The sequence below is a fragment of the Microbulbifer sp. VAAF005 genome, assembly GCF_030012985.1.
Classification (GTDB): domain Bacteria; phylum Pseudomonadota; class Gammaproteobacteria; order Pseudomonadales; family Cellvibrionaceae; genus Microbulbifer.
This window is the reverse complement of the sequence record NZ_CP120233.1, coordinates 319,764-337,983: the sequence shown is the minus strand read 5'-3', so window position 1 is coordinate 337,983 and position 18,220 is coordinate 319,764. Positions and strand designations below refer to the sequence as shown.

Annotated in this window: 13 protein-coding genes, 2 tRNA genes and 1 pseudogene; 6 read left to right on the top strand and 10 right to left on the bottom strand. The window is 49.5% G+C overall.

What is annotated here, in order from left to right:
- Nucleotides 1-41: 41 nt before the first annotated feature.
- From P0078_RS01465 to P0078_RS01455, 3 genes are all read right to left on the bottom strand, one after another.
- Nucleotides 42-629: a type II secretion system protein N gene (locus P0078_RS01465; RefSeq protein WP_282932704.1), complete on the bottom strand. Its 588-nt coding sequence runs from the start codon at nucleotides 627-629 to the stop codon at nucleotides 42-44.
- A gap of 330 nt (nucleotides 630-959) precedes the next feature.
- The gene (locus tag P0078_RS01460; RefSeq protein ID WP_282932703.1) at nucleotides 960-1,889 is read right to left on the bottom strand and encodes an electron transfer flavoprotein subunit alpha/FixB family protein; all 930 of its coding nucleotides are present in this window, start codon (nucleotides 1,887-1,889) and stop codon (nucleotides 960-962) included.
- Nucleotides 1,889-2,638, bottom strand: a complete 750-nt coding sequence (locus P0078_RS01455; RefSeq protein WP_282932702.1) for an electron transfer flavoprotein subunit beta/FixA family protein — start codon at nucleotides 2,636-2,638, stop codon at nucleotides 1,889-1,891. Before P0078_RS01455 ends, P0078_RS01460 begins: the two co-directional genes overlap by 1 nt.
- A gap of 354 nt (nucleotides 2,639-2,992) precedes the next feature.
- Here P0078_RS01455 and P0078_RS01450 point away from each other — a divergent pair, with 354 nt between their 5' ends.
- Nucleotides 2,993-4,630, top strand: coding sequence for an electron transfer flavoprotein-ubiquinone oxidoreductase (locus tag P0078_RS01450; RefSeq protein WP_444893802.1), 1,638 nt, complete (start codon nucleotides 2,993-2,995; stop codon nucleotides 4,628-4,630).
- A gap of 100 nt (nucleotides 4,631-4,730) precedes the next feature.
- On the opposite strand, the gene P0078_RS01445 is transcribed toward P0078_RS01450, so the two are convergent.
- The 6 genes and pseudogenes from P0078_RS01445 to P0078_RS01420 form a co-directional block, all read right to left on the bottom strand.
- Nucleotides 4,731-7,451 carry a TonB-dependent receptor domain-containing protein gene (locus tag P0078_RS01445; protein WP_282932701.1) on the bottom strand — a complete coding sequence of 907 codons (2,721 nt, stop codon included), beginning with the start codon at nucleotides 7,449-7,451 and terminating at the stop codon, nucleotides 4,731-4,733.
- Nucleotides 7,452-7,573: 122 nt separating this feature from the next.
- Complete coding sequence (locus tag P0078_RS01440; protein ID WP_282932700.1) at nucleotides 7,574-8,665, bottom strand: beta-helix domain-containing protein; 1,092 nt, start codon at nucleotides 8,663-8,665, stop codon at nucleotides 7,574-7,576.
- Nucleotides 8,634-9,227, bottom strand: coding sequence for a beta-helix domain-containing protein (locus tag P0078_RS01435; RefSeq protein WP_282932699.1), 594 nt, complete (start codon nucleotides 9,225-9,227; stop codon nucleotides 8,634-8,636). Before P0078_RS01435 ends, P0078_RS01440 begins: the two co-directional genes overlap by 32 nt.
- Before the next feature lie 591 nt (nucleotides 9,228-9,818).
- Nucleotides 9,819-10,270 (bottom strand): annotated as a pseudogene (locus P0078_RS01430) (DUF1285 domain-containing protein).
- Between the two features lie 94 nt (nucleotides 10,271-10,364).
- The gene (locus P0078_RS01425; protein ID WP_282932697.1) at nucleotides 10,365-11,051 is read right to left on the bottom strand and encodes a TetR/AcrR family transcriptional regulator; all 687 of its coding nucleotides are present in this window, start codon (nucleotides 11,049-11,051) and stop codon (nucleotides 10,365-10,367) included.
- A 330-nt stretch (nucleotides 11,052-11,381) separates the two neighbouring features.
- Nucleotides 11,382-12,062 carry a hypothetical protein gene (locus tag P0078_RS01420; protein WP_282932696.1) on the bottom strand — a complete coding sequence of 227 codons (681 nt, stop codon included), beginning with the start codon at nucleotides 12,060-12,062 and terminating at the stop codon, nucleotides 11,382-11,384.
- A gap of 350 nt (nucleotides 12,063-12,412) precedes the next feature.
- Here P0078_RS01420 and P0078_RS01415 point away from each other — a divergent pair, with 350 nt between their 5' ends.
- Nucleotides 12,413-13,261: an acyl-CoA thioesterase gene (locus P0078_RS01415; protein ID WP_282932695.1), complete on the top strand. Its 849-nt coding sequence runs from the start codon at nucleotides 12,413-12,415 to the stop codon at nucleotides 13,259-13,261.
- 69 nt (nucleotides 13,262-13,330) lie between these two features.
- Nucleotides 13,331-13,407 (top strand) — tRNA-Pro (locus P0078_RS01410).
- A 397-nt stretch (nucleotides 13,408-13,804) separates the two neighbouring features.
- Here the strand turns inward: P0078_RS01410 and P0078_RS01405 are convergent.
- A tRNA-Pro gene (locus P0078_RS01405) sits at nucleotides 13,805-13,881 on the bottom strand.
- A 1,256-nt stretch (nucleotides 13,882-15,137) separates the two neighbouring features.
- Between P0078_RS01405 and P0078_RS01400 the strand changes: the two genes are divergently transcribed.
- The 3 genes from P0078_RS01400 to P0078_RS01390 all read left to right on the top strand — a co-directional run bounded on the left by P0078_RS01400 (nucleotide 15,138) and on the right by P0078_RS01390 (nucleotide 18,081).
- Nucleotides 15,138-15,872, top strand: coding sequence for a hypothetical protein (locus P0078_RS01400; protein ID WP_282932694.1), 735 nt, complete (start codon nucleotides 15,138-15,140; stop codon nucleotides 15,870-15,872).
- Nucleotides 15,873-15,962: 90 nt separating this feature from the next.
- The gene (locus tag P0078_RS01395) at nucleotides 15,963-16,196 is read left to right on the top strand and encodes a hypothetical protein (RefSeq protein ID WP_282932693.1); all 234 of its coding nucleotides are present in this window, start codon (nucleotides 15,963-15,965) and stop codon (nucleotides 16,194-16,196) included.
- Nucleotides 16,197-16,281: 85 nt separating this feature from the next.
- A complete protein-coding gene (locus tag P0078_RS01390) occupies nucleotides 16,282-18,081 on the top strand; it encodes a S8 family serine peptidase (protein ID WP_282932692.1) in 1,800 nt (599 codons plus the stop codon).
- Nucleotides 18,082-18,220: the final 139 nt, after the last annotated feature.

The window sequence follows — 18,220 nt, the reverse complement described above, 5'->3', positions numbered from 1 at the left end:
GTAAATGTTCAAAAAATCAAAACAATCTAGGTAGATAGTTTTTATTTAGGCTCACGCTGAGCACGTCGCTCGCGGGCCAATTCACGCAGTTGCTCCATTCTCTCCCGAATGTTCTGCTGGTTCTCACCCCGTTGCGCAGTGCTTCTTCTGGAGGAGCTGGAACTCGCCGTTCTCTGCCTGGAACTACTGACGCCTTTCAAAGGTACGTTTGGTCTTCCATCCACTTCTGGGTATGTCAGTTTTTCCATCCTGCCATTACGACGAAGAACCACGTGGTCAACCTCAACAGAATATAGTTCGGCGCCACCTGGAAGCCGATCACCAACATACAAACGCTTGGAGGGTTTACCTTTCTCCGACACCAGAGCACTGGCTTTGGTTTTATTGGAACTATCAAAAACACCGGATAAAACGATATTCAACTGAGTCAAAGGAATATTATCGAGATCGACTTCAGGGACTTCCGTAGCTTTTTTAGGTTCAGCACGACCAAAGAACGGAGTGCTGGGGAGACTGGCAGCGCTGGGGGGAGAGCCCCTCTCGGGCTTTTGCGCTCTACCAGCAGAGACTCCTGCGGATCGCTTGGTACCAGTAGGGAGCCATAAGCAAATAAGTTGCCGGACAACCACAACAGGCCAATAGCTGACGCCGCCATGGTGCCACGGGAAAGACCTTTGCTCGGCTCACCCTGGGCAAACTTATTGCCAATTGAGCCTACGGCTCGTGCTAGAGGGGACATGAACATACCCACATACAAGTTCAACTTTCTGAGGTTATTGGTTTTTGACGCCTATTTTCTTGCCTCAGCCCGGGAAAGGCAACGCTCTTTCAAGTTAAACGCTGCAAACCCTCATTTCGTCCCTTAAATTGCACACTAGTTCCGCAGTTTGTCACCAAAAAACGAAAAAAGGCGGCATGACGCCGCCTTTTTCAATGCTAGCTAGTATAGCAATCGGGCATTACAGCTTTGTCTCAAGCTCTGGTACAGCTTCAAACAGATCAGCTACCAGGCCATAGTCAGCAACGGAGAAGATCGGTGCTTCTTCATCCTTGTTAATGGCTACGATAACCTTGGAGTCTTTCATGCCTGCCAAGTGCTGGATTGCGCCGGAGATGCCAACGGCAATATACAGATCAGGAGCAACGATCTTACCGGTTTGGCCAACCTGCATATCGTTAGGTACGAAACCTGCATCCACAGCAGCACGGGAGGCGCCAACTGCAGCACCCAGCTTGTCGGCCAGTTTATACAGCATTTCGAAGTTTTCGCCATTCTGCATGCCGCGGCCACCAGAAATGACTACGCTCGCAGCGGTCAATTCAGGGCGATCGGATACAGCCAGCTCTTCACCAACAAAAGAGGAAGCACCAGCGTCATCTGCGATATCTACAGACTCAACTGCGGCACTTCCACCTTCAGCGGACACTGCGTCGAAGGCAGTAGTACGCACAGAGATCACCTTAATGGCATCGGAGCTCTGTACAGTGGCAATGACGTTACCGGCATAAATCGGGCGCTTGAAAGTATCTGCACTTTCAACAGCAACGATGTCGGAAATCGGCTGTACATCCAGCAGCGCAGCAGCGCGTGGCAGCATGTTCTTGCCGGTAGTAGTGGCTGGAGCCAGGATGTGGCCGTAGTCTTTGCCCAAGTCCGCTACCAGCTTGGCAACGTTCTCAGCCAACTGATGCTCGTAAGCAGCATTATCTGCCAGCAGTACTTTGGAAACGCCTTCAGCTTTAGCAGCAGCTTCCGCGACAGGGCCGCAGCCAGATCCAGCAACCAATACAGCAACATCACCGCCAATAGCCTTGGCAGCAGCGATGGTATTGAGCGTAGCGCCCTTCAGCTCGGCGTTGTCGTGTTCAGCAATAACCAGAATGCTCATCAGATTACCTTCGCCTCGTTTTTCAGTTTCTCTACCAGTTCAGCAACGTCAGCAACCTTAATGCCTGCTTGACGCTCAGCCGGCGGCTCAACTTTCAGGGTTTTGGTGCGGGGAGTAATATCAACGCCCAGCTCATCCGGGGTCGTGGTATCGAGAGGCTTACGCTTTGCCTTCATGATGTTAGGCAGGGAGGCGTAACGCGGCTCATTCAGGCGCAGGTCAGTAGTAACAATGGCAGGCAGTTTCAGTTCAACAGTCTGCAGGCCGCCGTCAATTTCACGAGTTACCTTAACAGCGTCGCCTTCTACGGCAACTTCAGAGGCGAAGGTACCCTGCCCCATGCCAGTCAAAGCGCCCAGCATCTGGCCGGTCTGGTTGTTATCGCCATCGATGGACTGCTTGCCCAGAATTACCATTTGAGGCTCTTCTTTCTCAACAATCGCTTTCAAGCATTTGGCTACTGCCAAAGGCTGCAGCTCAGCATCGGTCTCAACCAGGATACCGCGGTCGGCACCCAGGGCCAGTGCAGTGCGGATTTGCTCTTGGCATTGCTTGGAGCCCATGGAAACGGCGACTATCTCGCTGACAACGCCTTTTTCCTTCAAGCGCACCGCCTCTTCTACTGCGATTTCGCAGAAGGGGTTGATAGACATTTTGACGTTGGCTGTATCAACGTCAGAGCCGTCCGCCTTGGGGCGAACCTTGACGTTGTAGTCAACAACGCGTTTCACAGCTACAAGAACTTTCATGGAAATCCCGTCTCAAATATGCTTTTTAACAGCCGCGACTGATAATTCACGTCGCGAACGGATACGGTGTTCTGGTCAAACAAGTGTTTGAACGGCGTGTATGGTGGCGGTTCTATAACGCAAAATCAATAGTCAAATGGAAGTCCCTCCTGCCATTCACAAAATCTATTTCCGGGAATAAGAACCACCTATCCACCCCCAGTAAGCCGTTGAAATACAGCGCATTTGCCATAGCAAATGAATAGTCATGCAATTGGTAGGGTTGATTAAACGCCTATATAATCCGCCAGCAATATAAATGATAAGGCCGGATTGGCCGCAAAAAAGTTGAATACAACTGCTGAGGAGAGTGCCGTGGAACGCGAATCAATGGAATACGATGTAGTGATCGTGGGTGCCGGCCCCGCTGGATTGGCCGCGGCCTGTCGTATTCGTCAGCTCAATGAAGACGTCTCTGTATGTGTCGTGGAGAAAGGCTCAGAAGTAGGAGCTCACATCCTATCCGGTGCTGTATTTGAGCCCACCGCCCTTAATGAACTCTTCCCCGACTGGAAAGAACGTGGAGCCCCCCTCAATACTGAGGTAAAAGGCGACGACATCTACGTCCTGCGCAGCGAAGAGAACTCTATAAAAGTCCCCAACATGTTTGTGCCCAGCACCATGCACAACGAGGGCAACTACATTATCAGTCTCGGCAACCTGTGCCGTTGGCTGGCAGAACAAGCCGAAAGCCTGGGAGTGGAAATCTTCCCTGGCTTCGCTGCTGCTGAAGTTCTGTACAACGAAGATGGCTCTGTAAAAGGTATCGCTACTGGCGATATGGGCATCGGCATGAACGGAGAGCAGAAAGACTCTTACATGCCGGGCATGGAGCTGCATGCCAAATACACTCTCTTCGCTGAAGGTTGTCGCGGTCACCTGGGCAAGCAGCTGATCGAACGCTTTAAGCTAGACGAAGATGCCGACCCACAACACTACGGCATCGGTATTAAAGAGATTTGGAAAGTCCCTGCGGACAAATACCAGCAAGGCCTGGTTGTTCACACCGCTGGCTGGCCGCTGGAACAAAGCTCCACCCACGGTGGCGGCTTCCTTTACCACCTCGAAGACAACCAGGTTGTTGTCGGCTTGATTACTGACCTCGCCTACAGCAACCCCCATGTGAGTCCATTTGACGAGTTCCAGCGCTATAAACACCATCCGGTAATCAAGCAGTACCTGGAAGGTGGCGAGCGCGTCGCCTACGGTGCCCGCGCCATAGTAAAAGGTGGCCTTCAATCCCAACCGAAAATGACCTTCCCTGGCGGCCTGTTGATCGGTGATAACGCCGGCACCCTGAACTTTGCCAAGATCAAGGGCAATCACACCGCGATGAAATCCGGCATGATCGCGGCTGAGTCTGTAGTTGAAGCCCTCGCCGCTGAGCGCAACAGCGAAGAGCTGACCGACTACACCACCAAGTATCGCGATAGCTGGGCCTGGAAAGAGCTGCACATGCAGCGCAACTTCGGCCCTGCCCAGCACAAATGGGGCAACATTCTGGGATCTGCCTATGCATTTGTGGATATCAATATCTTTAAAGGCAAGCTTCCCTGGACCCTGCGCGACACCAAGGCTGACCACGCCCAGCTCAAACCTGCTGCTGACTGCGCAAAGATTGACTATCCGAAGCCCGACGGCGTACTCAGTTTTGACAAGCTATCTTCCGTGTTTATTTCCAATACTAACCACGAAGAAGACCAGCCTTGCCACCTGACCCTGAAGGACCCAGAAGTTCCGCTGAGTCACAACCTGCCGATTTACGATGAACCCGCGCAGCGCTACTGCCCTGCCGGTGTTTATGAGGTTATTGAGGACACCAACGGTAAGCGCTTCCAGATCAACGCTCAAAACTGCGTACACTGTAAGACCTGTGACATTAAGGACCCAACCCAAAATATTGTTTGGGTAACCCCTGAAGGTGCCGGCGGCCCCAATTATCCAAATATGTAATTGGGTCTACACATAAAAATGGCGCCGATGGCGCCATTTTTTATTGCTTGAGAACGCATATTTTCGTGCACTTAATCTAAGGCACAGCCAGCTAACCTCCCTAGAACTTGTACTGCGCGCTCAATGCGAAAGTCTGCCCAATCTCCTCTTCAAAAACGGCGCCCCCCTGCCTCTCAATTTCAATGGCTTCACCCAAAAGGTTCTGCACTTTCGCCTTCACCGTCACCTCATCAGTTGGATACCAGAAGTAAGTCAAATCCAGAGAGTGGAATGGCTGCTCAAATGAATCGGGATGAGGATCTCGCCCCGCTTTGTAAAGGCGCTCACCAAATACGTTATAAACCAAGCTGGCAGAATGGTTCCCGTCCGGGCTATCAAAGCCGAGCAGCATATTAACCACATAATCAGATGCCCCTGTCATTTCGCGGACTGCATTAGTCGGTGCATCAGCCTCATCACCGGCAACAATTTCCGAGTCTTGAAGCGTAATATTGCCCTGCAGGAAGAAGCTATCCATTGGGTCAGAGATAAAGCCAAGGCTTTTCATACCCTCTATTTCTATACCGGTAATCTCACCAGACTCAGCATTTATAATCTCTCGCGCAACATTGTCATCACTTGAGGCAGCTTCAAAAAACTCAATAGGATTAATAATATCCTTATAGAAAGCCGAAATAGTCAGGCTATCGCCGCTATCAAAAAACCACTCTGCGCGAATATCGTAGTTGTCGATCTCCGACGGCCGAACACTCGAATTCCCCCTGATCTGATCATCAGTGCGCGGATCTATATAAATAGCGTCGGTAATTTCACGCAAGTCGGGCCGAACAGCGGTCTTGGATGCACCGAACCTCAACTGGAATGTCTCCGCCCAAAATGACCCCATATAGGTCAAGGATAATGATGGATAAATATCATCATCCGTATATACCGCTTCAGCCAACTCCTCTGGGTCATTCGTAATCTGTGGTTCACTTTGCGAGAAACTATAGGGGTTCCACTCTAAAGCAGCTTGACTATAGTCCTCCCATCGGGCCCCAGCTGAAATACGCCAGGTTTCCTCAAGGGTCCAATCGAATTTACCGTAGATCGCATCTGTCGAAGTAGCGGCCAAATAACTTTGCTTGTTGCTACCTGACTTGGCAAAAACAAAATTATTGTCATCATCGGTAATATTGGTATCACTGAACACATCACCCAGAGGATCATCAAGAATTGCGCTATCAGCGACACTAAAGATATCCAATCCGAACTCAGTTTGCTTATAGGAGCGACCTTTTTCAATCCGAGCAAATCCTCCACTCAACTCCAGCGTGGACGAGGAAAACTCAATGGGTAATGTTGCTGACCAACCGTAGTTTCGAACTTCATCCTCCAGCTCAGTAAATCGGAAGCTAGCGCTCCGCGAAGCAATATCCACAGTTGAACTGAGAACTTCACCTGTTTCCGGATCGGTTTCGGTACTCGCAATAACCTCAACCTGATTGGGAATGTCAGTTATCGCTGTCGCATCGGAATAAAACCAATCAACCACCAATTCCTCAGGAATCCAACTTAACAAACCAATAGGCAGCAGCCCCTTAGTTTCCGGGCCAAGGGAATGGCTCCCTTTTAGCTGGTGAAGCTCCAACTCCCGCTCTTCATATTTCAGTTCGTAGTTTCTAAATCCAGTGCCGTCAGATAACAAGCGGTTTGAATTAAAATAGTCGCGGATAGAGGTTTCATCATCCGTATTCCTTAAGAACAAGCTGGTACTTTCAACTGCATGTTCATCCGAAAAACGCAAGCCCAGGTTTAAGTTTCCACTGATATCCACGGAATAAGTAGACTCATCTCGATGATCACTCTGCTCTTGCGGATTGCCGTAATCACGAATAACTCGCTCACTCTCCCTCCACTTACTCTTGTAAGAGCCTCCAGCCAGAAAGCCAAGCTCCCAATCATCCCCAAAGTAGAAGCGGTTCCCCACGCTAGCCTTATAATCTTGATCGGGATCAGTAGACGCATCTGTGATCGAAATATCACGGTTCAAGCCCAGGGCCAACTCCCTGTTTATTGCTTGCGCTGCTTCATATGCCTCTTGATTGCTGGAATACTCATTGCCTTCAGCAATCAGGGTGTCACGAATACCTGCAACCGTCAGATCTCCTTTAAAGCGTTGCAGGGCTGCAGAAATTTCCCCAGACATAGCCCGGGTTCCATCATCGGTGCCCCAAATATCATCATCTCCACCGCTATAGCTGAGCGCATCCCCACTGACTTCACTGTTGGTACCTGTACCAATTTCGACCGAGTAAGTCAGATCATCAGGTATTCCCTTAGTCCGGATGTCAACATTGCCACCACCAAACGAGGCAGACTTATCTACCGAGTAGCTCTTCTGTACCGCCAGCGATTCCACGATAGAGGTTGGGAATAGATCTAGTGGGATAACATTTCTGGTCAGATCCGGGGATGGCACCGTCGAACCATTGAGAGTTGTACTTGAATACCGCTCACCCAAACCCCTTACGTAAACGAACTTGTCACTTACCAGGGATAATCCGGATACTCGTCGCAGCGCTGCGGCTACGGTAGAGTCCCCCACCCTGCTGATCATCTCAGCCCCGAGGATATCTGTAACTACCTCCTCCTCCAGGCGCTCGCTAATTAGGACTTCAGCTGAGTCTCTAAGGCGCCCCTGGACAATAACCTCTTCAACTTCGGGTGTAGAGTTTTCAACTAGCTCTGCATCTTGTGCAGACGCAACGGAAGCAAATGTCGAGCCCGCAGCTATCGCTAAAACAAGCGGCGCCCTTTGAAATTTTTCGTACTTAGCCATCGAACCGGCCTCTTTTCGTTCTAAAGAATCGCGGTCTGAAATCAAAGAAGGCGCCGACTCCATCAGCGAAGGCGGCGCCTTAAATAATCGGGAGCTGTTTCCCCAACCGCTACCTCAAGCTATTACTCAAACCACAGAGGTTGAGCGCGGTCACCTTGATGCAGGCCATAGGTCCAACCTTTAGTCCAGTCGGTACCATCCTGCTCAAGCGCTCCCAAATAGGCGCGACCCAACTCGGCAGAAACTGTCGGTGCAATGCCATCGATCATTTGAGCCGATTCGTCAACGGTAAACATCGCAGGGGAGCCGCCGAGCAAAACAAAGTCTGTATCGGCGTCAGAGGTTGGGTTAACTTCACCGGAGATGGTGGCAAATTGATTGCCGCTATCTACAGCCCAAGTCTCCACATCAAAACTATCTTCATCAGTTTTAGCTCGATCTTCACAAGCAAAAATATTAGAAGTCAGGGCCACCTCGGTGCCTGCAGACGCTTCATCCCGAGTCTGAGAGCTCTCAACACGTAGGCAGTAGTTATCCCCAGCTACTCCGGTCTCATCAGCGAAGAAGGAAGCAACAATTATGGAGTTGGTGATCATCGGATAAATTCCCTCACGCAGACGCCAACCAGCGCCCGGATCATGGGTACCCTCTTCTTGAGCAGAAATAATGCAGGTCAGGCCATCAATTACCGGTCGACTATTTAACCCCTGGCCAATCAACGAGGAATAGTCAGTAGCATCGCTGTAGGATCCAATTCCATCGGCCTCAATACAGTGATTGCCGTCGGTCTCACTTTGAATCACCAACGCATTGGTAATACTTCCACGATAACCTTCATCGATATCAATGGAGTCATCACGAACATATAGCGCAACATAGTTTTCTACGTCTACGGCACCGCCAAAGAATTCGATACCGTCATCATAAGTGGAGTAAGTTTGAAGGTTGCGAATGGTTGTTCCATTACCCACGGCGTCAAATGCAATTCCGTTCAACTCATCACCACTGGCAACTTCAGCACCCGTGTGCTTTACAACAACATAAGAAAGCTCGCCAGAGCTGTCGGCATTATTGTCTCCACCGTAATAGGAGGTGTTGTCATCGGTGGAACCTTCAGCAGCTACGTGACACTCACCAGCAAGGGCTAGATTGCCGCCATCAATAGAGCCTGTGTACTGGCACTTATTGGTTACACCAAAGCCATTTATAACCATCCCCCCACTGTGAAACGTCTTCGGGACCTACAGTGCCGAGGACATCAGTCTCTGAGGTGAAGGTGATTGGTGAAGTTTCAGTACCGCGAGCAAATACTTGTGATCCACGGTTTACAACCATAAATGCTGAATTATCTTTAAAAGCGATAGTGGCGCCCGCTTGAATTTCCAGCTTAACGCCATCACCGCCCTCAGAAATCCCTGCTGCAGTCAGGTCAGAGTCGCTGGAATAACTTTCACCAACAAACAGACTGCCACTAAAGATATGAGCCCCATAGTTATCCAGCGCAGCCAAATACAAATCTTCAGTCAAGGGGTTTGCTGCAGAAACAAAGTCAGCAGTGTAATAGCAGTTACTATCGCTATATTCACCTTGCACACTAGAACTTTCTATAGTTGCACATGGATTCTCATCCGAAGAATCACCACCTGGATTGGTGATAGAATTGTCCACCGAGTTATCTACTGTTTCCGGCTCGATACTCACACCGCCACCGTCACAACCCGCTAATAGCGCAGTAATCGCAGCTGCCATTAATAGCTTATTCTGTACCCGCTTCATATTTCCCCCTATAGGAATTTCAATCCAAAACTTTAATTGCTTCAACTCCGCCATTTTTAAAAATATAAATGGAAGCTACCAAGCAAATAAAAACTATATTTTTTTGTTTCGCCGTAGCGATTTAGACGGAGGAAAGTTTAGAAATGCACTGTTGCGGATTTGTTACTTATTTAGATATTTCCGTAAATTATCGAATTAATATTCTATTCCTTTCAGAACAAATACACTTATATTTCCATAAGATTTCAAACACTATTTTTTTAATAGAAATGAAATACAGCAACACCACAAACAAATAGTACGGACATGTATATTCCCGGGCTATTTTCCGGACTCAAGCAAGCACCGGCGCAATCAAGTATAAATCCCATAGTGCTAATCAAAATAAAGAAGCGATAGTGGCATCCACTAAACAGTTTGATACCAAAGATATAAATAAGGAAAGTTCGTCGAGAGAGTAAAGTTAGGAGCTATAGGGTCAAGCAAGTACTTTCTAAACTTGAACAGTGTGGAGCAAGGCTATGAATTAAAGCCCCAGCTACAAATCAGCGCTGAGGCGCGAGGAATCCGCCAGCAGGAACCTGAAGCTATCTAATTGCAAGAACCCAGCAGGAAATCTTTTCCGTCACTTTGCACAAAAAGCTTATCGGAATCGCGATCCCCTTCAAGCGCCCAGTCTACCAACTGGTAAAAAACATCCCGGGAAGCGCGAGCCTGTAACCCCCTCGAATCTCCAGGTAGGGGATTGGCTGCGGCGGGGCACCAAAGTCTCTCAGTTGCCACTGCCCCTCTTCCGACAGCTCAACAACGTCGCCCACATTTGTGGTGAAAAGTAGTTGTTGATGAGTACTCCCGGGGTTGCGGGCCACCTGAGTGATCACAAATGGAACATCCTCCACTGTGATTCGCAGCTTTTCGACAGGGGTGACAAGGAAGTATTCATCCCCCTCACGCTTCAAAATGCTGGCAAACAGTTTCACAAGAGGGTGACGACGAATCTCTGTTCCCTCGTGGATCCAACGGCCATCAGATTTGATGACCATATCCATGTCCCCACAAAGCTCTGGGTTCCACCTTTCTACAGGTGGATGCCCATGAAATTCAGCCTGTAATTTTTGCAGCTGCTGGAACAGGGGCTCAGCCAAGGGCGGACCCCGCAGAATCGCTGTGATGGCTTGTTTGGCTTCCCTCTGGCGTTTTGCGAGAGGACATATCACCGATATGCACACCCACATCCATAATAAACTCCATCAAACCTTCCCTGTCCTCTATTACATTGGCAAAAGACTTGGAGTGATAAAGCTCTACCGCCCCTTGCACAAGCGCCCAGTATGTTGAGTAATAGAAGTATGCAGGAACGTTCTTCAGCATGCCCTGCTCCATACGGCGCTCAAAGACCCGATTGAGAGAAGTGGCATTGGAATTACGGATGTTGTGGAGCTCCGCAATCATTTCTGGAGCCAGGTTCAACGCGATAATCTTCTCCTCCAGGCGCTGGAAGAGTCTATCTTTGCCAGGATCGGCCATACGAGATTCAAAATAGGCGCGGGCTGGCGCGGTGATATCACCTTGCTCAGCTAAAGCTACGGCGGTTTTAAGGCGTTCGGCTAGGGATTTCTCATAATCCATCAGCAAGCGCATGTAGATTTCTGTCTTGGAAATAAAGTGCTTGTAAATTGTGCCCTTACCAATATCCACGCGCTCGGCAATCTGTTCGACCGTGACCTTCTCTTCACCGTGCTCCAACAGAAGCTCCAGAGCCGCATCCAGGATACGCTGCTCCCGCGCGCGGAACCGCTGAACCTTCTCTTTTGCCTTATCCATACTTCCGACCTTCTTTGCCCTTAAAAATGGGGACTGAAATTGACTATTCATTCATGAATAATAGGCAATTCAAGTCGGTTGGAAAAGTGAATCGGGGAATTAGACTGCCTAATATTGAAATTTTTAGTCTGTTTTGCTTACTTTTCAATCAAAATGAGCCTGATTTAGGCGTTGCGTAACTTTTAATTTTAGCACATTGTGACACCTGTCAAGCCAATACCGTAGGGATAGTGCCTTAGGGCTGGGTGCCGAGAGACATCGGGGTAGTCCATCACCCCGAGTTGCTTTTGAACTACAGCAGCAAACACCGCAGAGAAAAGCGAACACCTATTAAACAGATTTCAACTTCAGCTCTAATAAAGGTGCCACTACATCACTATCTTGCGTACGAATCCAAAGCATCTCCTCCTCAGAATAGAGTTCAGCAACAATCGCGTTTGCCAATTCACAATCATGGGAGATCAAGTGCTGCGCCAACCACTCAGCAGCAAAACTACGCTCCTTGCCGAGAGTACCCTGTGAGCGCTTATACAAATTTTTAACGGCCTTCCGCGTGTACTCAATCGTGGCGACACCCGGGGTAGCCTCAACCATCTTGCGATGCAGTTTCTTGCTTTTTTGATTAATTATGTACGGAAGCACCTGCCCTGAAACGTAGTCGTGAGTAACAGCACCTTTACAGGGGCAGTTGTAAGACTTTCTGTTCGCAAATATTTTCTTCAACGCATTCAGATGGTTATTGGTTTTGTAAGCAGATCGGGCCGCTAGACCAGCGTAACCAATAGACAATGCAGTCCCCGCGACAACCAAGCCAATTCCTGTCGCTGAAGTTGCTGCCGCCGCACCGGTAGCCAACCCAGTCAAAGTAGCTCCTGTGGCAGTTTGCGCACCCCATACCCCGTAATACGCAGCGGAGCCAACGCCCCCAACCACAGCCTTTGCAGTACGGTGCCTGCTGACAACCTTGCCAAATTTAAGCGGTGGACGAATATCAATATTTCCGTGTGGCACCTAAGGTATCTCCTACTTCTCTTATTCAATTTTTGTGAGATAGCTGCAAACAATTTAGTTTGACTACCCCCAACAACTATTGGCGCTTTATATCACGAAAATAAGCAAGAAATCGACATGTTGAAATAGTCAATAGCACAGAATATCAAGTTGGCTGAGAAAACCGGCATTTGCGTACTGTAAGTAGACAGATGACAAAAGAGGAGGAGCACCTGTGACCAAAATGGGCCTAACGTTCAAAATATGAATGGGGTTAAAGGGATTTGCTGTTATTATCCTTTTGATTAAGAGCGCAAAGCTCCCCATCTGCAAACTCTGTTAAGTGGAATAGGTAACGGGCAAAATCCCTTATGTTGGAAAAATTAGGTAAGTTATTGGATGTTGAAGAGCTGGATCGAAATCTCTTCCGCAGTCGTCATCACGTTGAAAATTATCGTAAAGTGCTTTTTGGCGGGCAAGTTCTGGGCCAGGCACTGATGGCAGCAACTCGTACCGTTGAGCATCGCCTACCCCACTCACTGCACGCCTACTTCCTCCGCCCTGGCTCTAGCGAGCTGCCGGTGATCTACGAAGTAGACCCAATCCGCGATGGCGGTAGCTTTACCACTCGTCGCGTAGTCGCCAAGCAGCGCGGGCGCGCGATCTTCAATATGTCCGCCTCCTTCCAAATTCGGGAACCCGGATTTGACCACCAGGCCGACCTGCCTTGTGTCGAAATTCCCTCTCCTGAGAGCCTGAAAAACACCCAGGAGCTGGCCCTGGAAGCTGGATTGGTTAGCCCGCAGTACGATCAGCGGCGCTATATGATCGATTTTCGTCCGGTAGACCCGCAAAGCTACTTTGGCGCTGAAACTCGCGAAGCCAAATGCATGTTCTGGCTGCGGGCAGAGGGCGAGATGTCGGACGACCCGATGGAGCACCGAGCAGCACTTTGTTATGCATCCGATATGGGACTCCTGGGTACCTCCCTACAGCCGCACGACATATCCTTGTTCGACCCCCAATTGATGCCCGCGAGCGTTGACCACGCGATGTGGTTCCACCGCGATTTCCGCCTGGATCAATGGCTTCTCTATGTAACGGATAGCCCTTCGGCAACCGGTGCCAGAGGCTTTACCCGCGGCCAGATTTTCACCCGCGACGGAACGTTGGTAGCATCTACCTGCCAAGAGGGACTGATTCGACAAATAAAAAATTAAATCAGTGGTTTACAGCAGAAAAATTGCTGTTATAGTGCCGCCCCTTCGCAAATGATGCGAAACAAAAAACGGTGAGTAGCGCAGCCTGGTAGCGCACTTCGTTCGGGACGAAGGGGTCGGAGGTTCGAATCCTCTCTCACCGACCAGATTTTAAAAGCCCGCTTTTAGCGGGCTTTTTTTGTGCCTGAACTTTTTTAGCTTGAGCTGACGATCAGCCGTTCAGATTGCCCCTCATTTTCCCTCAGCTCATCGCACCAGGAAAGTACAAGTAATTCCTACATCTACCTTGCCGGCTCAATGCGGGAGTGCACTACAAAAGTCAGAAGCGATGAGGGCAGATAAGGAATTGGCTTCAGAAATACCGAAGAGGCATGGGGCTTTGTGTATGGTTGGCTTAGCTATTTGCACCGATGAACAACTAAGAGATCTACATCCTCAAGGCAGCTCTGTTATTGCCTATGTAAACCTTTAAAGTAAAAGCGCTACTAGGAGTGAAATCATAAACACAAAAAAGCCCGCAGAAGCGGGCTTTTTCTTTTTGTATGGTCGGTGAGAGAGGATTCGAACCTCCGACCCCTTCGTCCCGAACGAAGTGCGCTACCAGGCTGCGCTACTCACCGAGGCCGCGAATACTACTCATCCATTTTTTAAAGATCAAGTAATTTTTGGCGCGAATGTCATCATAGGTCATTTTGCCGACAGACCCGGTCTTTGAGTTGTCCTCAAAGGCAGTCTAATCCGCATTATAGCTGGACCTCCCCGGCTCCGAGCGCCTCTTTCTACACTGGAGATTCAAGCTTTACGGTTGCTAGTAATTGCCCCAATCTCCGACACATCCATGTAGTCTGCCAACTAACAACCAATCCCTTGTTCTCCCTGGAGTCGAACACTTTCCACCAATCTATCCACTCTCTGAAGCCCTCTTCACGTATACGGCAAACTGTGGTCGCCAAAAAAATACCGATATTATTTCTATCCACTTTCTTGTATTTACGTATCTTCAACGACTATCAAGTACTTTTAGTTTTGAGAGCACACGTATAAACAAATGCAAAGCTCTCCACAGAGGACATCAGAACTTGGAGCAAAAAAGACCAAGAGAGGCATACAGCGCGAGGCCATAACAAATTATATTGAAACGCTACTAGATATCGTTTTTTGATGTTTTGAGTAAGTAGACCTTTACATAAAAGCGAACTGATAAGTTCTATAAGTTTCTTTTCCAAGACATCGATATAAACAATTACCTTTAAATTCCAGTTCGCTATTTACGGATATTTCTACAAGTGCCGCTATTTTTCACCGGGCACCCGAGGGGATTTTCCCCGAGCCCTAACACCAATACAAGGGAGCAGCACCCTGCACGCCACAAGAATATTAACCACTCATTTAAGTAGCAAATCCCGAGTAAGACTTTATTTTTTAAAAAATATTCCTTTTCGAAAAATTACAAAATTTTAAGAAAAATGGTGACTACAATTGCGCCCCCATTACCTTTTTGTTTCCCGCTCCATTTTTTTTCAAACTTTCCCTGTGCTTCCGAAAAGCTTCTCTATACTCAGATCAGCCGGCTGAGTGTCCGTCGCAAGATGCAACAACTCGAAAGCTCATTACCGATTTATTATCAGCAGGCTGATCCTAAAAACGGGGCTCTATCGAGCTCCAAAATTCTCACCCGTAAACCATGAAATAACCTGGGCGATAGCCCCCTATCGTCATTGGTCTACTCGAGGAGTACGTTCATGTACCAACCATATGCATATGCTCAAGGGATCTTTGGACAACCACAAAACTATGCCGTACCTCCGATTAATCCGGTCGTCGGACTCACTCCCCCCAGCCATACCTACCGCTTCAACAGTTAGCACCACAAGGGTTGCTGGGAGAGTTTATTAGCCGTGCAGCTCCGGTAGTTGGTGGCATTGTCGGTGGACCACAAGGTCAATTGATCAATGCACTCGGCGGATTGGGCCAAGTACTGCCCTTCCAGGCTGCACCGCAGCTTCCACAACAGTTAGCGCCCCACATTCCTCAGCAGCTCGCTCCACAGATTCCACCCCAGTTCGCTCATCAGTTTGTCCCCCAGAACTATCTCAGCGAATTGATAAACCGCGCGGCCCCTGTTTTGGCCAATTACATCAATAACCCTCAGGCACAGCTAATCAATACAGCCGCCCAGCTAGGACAGTTCCTGCCCTACCAAACCGCTCCGCAACTGGCACCGCAAGGTCTCCTCGGTGAGCTGGTTAGCCGTGCCGCACCTGTTCTTGGTAACTACATTGGTGCGCCCCAACAAGGTCAACTCCTTAACAACTTGGCGCGCCTTAGCCACCTACTACCCTACCAGGCCGCACCGCAATTCGCGCCACACCTCATTCCTCAGACCTATGTCGGCCAACCGGTAAATCAACTGGCACCTGTGGCTCCAGAGCAGTATGGGTCGGTTCCCCCGCAGGCTTTTGCACCACTGAGTCAACCGGTGCCATTCCAGGCTTTCCCGCAGCCGCCACAGCAACCTTTTCAGAATTTGAGTGGTATCGGGCAACCACTGCCCTATCAGGCAATGCCGCAACCCAACTCAGCCTTTCAGCAACAGGCTTATCTGCACTGAAAATGCAAAAAAAGGGGCTTCACGCCCCTTTTCCTGGGGGTGGGTTCGACCCTGACCTATTTTGGATGGCGCAGTCACAATGAGAAGAAAATGAAGAAGTTTGAGCAATATGTAGCCGTACCCAATCGTAAGGTATCAGCTAGCACTCTGGAGCTAGAGGAGCTGGTGAAGGAAGCTTCAAATTGCCCCGATGTTAAGGACGTTACTTTGCGCAAAAGCAACGTCACCCTTGTGGCTACACCCGATGCCGTCGACGACCTAAGAAAGAAATTGAGAGGCAAAGTAATTATTGATCCGGATCAACCTGTCCACCCTCTCAATTGAGGCTGAAACCCACTCGATTCACCACTTTCAGACGTTTCACACGCGTACTAAATCAGTACCGCACTGAAAGCGAAGGAACATGAACATGACTGAATCCCGACAAGAAAAGGCCGCAGGAGAACCTTCGGTCGAGGTTGCAGAGAAAGTCGAGTTACTTATTTCACCCCGCCGCAGCCTGATGGCTAAATCCATGGGCGTACAGCCATTGAGCTCGGGCTCAATGCACCATGTGATTTCCACTATTGCCAGGCAGGCAGGTTGTGAGGTACTTCGTGAAATACGCCCCGGCAGAAAACTAAAAACGCTGTCCTCCGCAGATGAGGCCACCAATATTTACAAAGTCCGTATGGATGTGGATGCTGCTGCGGCACTTTACCAGACCACACCACCAAACGTCGCCGTTGAACTGGACTCACTTCTCTCTTACGGGCAAGCGAGCTATTCACCGACCTTTTCCGCAGTTTTTGCACAGCAACCCGGACTATTGCGCGAATACCACATCCAGGCACAGCAGGTGCACTTCCGCGTTATCGGTGCAAAAGGTGAGCCCATACGCGACGCACAAATAATTGTTGAAAGTGCGGGCTTTCCTCAAGAAGGTGTCACCAACAATAAAGGGGAAGTCGCGCTCAGTATTTTTGCGCAAAGCGGCGGTGCTCAAGTGAAATCACTTCTGATCCGCCCAGCCAAAGATTTCTGGAACAAATATATTCGCAGCCCCTCCCTATCCCTCACCGGTGTAAACCTGGTGAAACTCCAACCCCTAAGCGAAGCCATACCCAACTTCCCCAATGATGCTTCCTATGGCTGGGGGCAAAAGTACATGGGCCTGGACCAGCTACCCGATGAATACACCGGCAAAGGTATCAAAATCGCAATCATCGATTCCGGTGCGGACAATAAGCACCCAATACTGAGCCACTTAAAGAATGGTATCGATGTCACCAATAATTACGATGCCAATAGCTGGGCAGAAGATATCGTCGGCCATGGAACCCACTGTGCGGGAATTATTACAGGCCAACCCTCTGGCACCGAGGCAATACGCGGTTTTGCTCCTGAAGCCGAAATCTATGTATTCAAAGTTTTCCCCGGCGGGCAATTTAGTAGCTTGATTGATGCGCTCTCACATTGCATAGAGCTCGGCGTTGATGTGGTGAATATGAGCCTGGGCAGCTCTGATTCATCAGAGGCTGTTGAGCAGCAAATCGAGGAAGCAGTCCAACATGGTATCGCCTGTATAGTTGCCGCTGGCAACAATGGCGGGGCAGTCCAGTACCCAGCCAGATCCCCAAATGCTATGGCTGTAGGCGCTCTTGGAATGCTCAATGAATTCCCCAAAGATTCCTGGGAAGCGCAAACAGTAATACCCTCAACAGCATCAGCCGACGGTCTATTTGTTCCTAGGTTTAGCGCTTTCGGCCAGGAAATTTCTGTTGCCGCACCTGGTGTGGGTATCGTTTCGTCTGTGCCTGACAAAGGCTTCGATGTTCAGTCAGGTACATCAATGGCCGCGCCGCATATTACCGGTTTGGCAGCACTACTACTTGCCCACCATCCATTATTTAAAGGTGCGCTCCGGCAGAAAGATGTATCCAGAGTGACCGCCTTATTCCAACTGATCCAATCCTTGGCCGCACCAATGCCCCTCGGGGCAGAGAGAGTTGGCGCAGGTGTTCCCAAGCTTTTCGGTATCAACTCCGCTTTTGAGTCCGCCAAAGAGCAAGCAAGGGCCGCGGCTACTCATGCCGCTACCGCGCAAGGCCCCTCCCCAGCCACTCCATACTCTGGGTTTACTATGAGTCCGTTACAGGGCTACCCCCTCAAGCTACACCCAGTTGGCAGGGGCAGTTTGTGCCGGGAGGCTATTACCCTTCCGAAATAGCCGCGGTTAACCCCCAGCAACCAATGGTAAGCAGTTTTCCAGATGGATTTGCCCTGAGCGCCTACGCTATGCAGTTCGTTGATCCCCGCGCAATCAGATATTGGTAGCTCTGTCTCCATCGTTAGTTAGACTGCAAAAG

What these genes read in the sequence shown, in the direction of transcription:
- P0078_RS01440 (WP_282932700.1), bottom strand. Translation starts at nt 8,665, where the DNA reads ATGGTTATAAATGGCTTTGGTGTAACCAATAAGTGCCAGTACACAGGC.
- P0078_RS01435 (WP_282932699.1), bottom strand. Translation starts at nt 9,227, where the DNA reads ATGAAGCGGGTACAGAATAAGCTATTAATGGCAGCTGCGATTACTGCG.
- P0078_RS01390 (WP_282932692.1), top strand. Translation starts at nt 16,282, where the DNA reads ATGACTGAATCCCGACAAGAAAAGGCCGCAGGAGAACCTTCGGTCGAG.
- P0078_RS01445 (WP_282932701.1), bottom strand. Translation starts at nt 7,451, where the DNA reads ATGGCTAAGTACGAAAAATTTCAAAGGGCGCCGCTTGTTTTAGCGATA.
- P0078_RS01455 (WP_282932702.1), bottom strand. Translation starts at nt 2,638, where the DNA reads ATGAAAGTTCTTGTAGCTGTGAAACGCGTTGTTGACTACAACGTCAAG.
- P0078_RS01460 (WP_282932703.1), bottom strand. Translation starts at nt 1,889, where the DNA reads ATGAGCATTCTGGTTATTGCTGAACACGACAACGCCGAGCTGAAGGGC.
- P0078_RS01415 (WP_282932695.1), top strand. Translation starts at nt 12,413, where the DNA reads ATGTTGGAAAAATTAGGTAAGTTATTGGATGTTGAAGAGCTGGATCGA.
- P0078_RS01425 (WP_282932697.1), bottom strand. Translation starts at nt 11,051, where the DNA reads ATGGATAAGGCAAAAGAGAAGGTTCAGCGGTTCCGCGCGCGGGAGCAG.
- P0078_RS01395 (WP_282932693.1), top strand. Translation starts at nt 15,963, where the DNA reads ATGAAGAAGTTTGAGCAATATGTAGCCGTACCCAATCGTAAGGTATCA.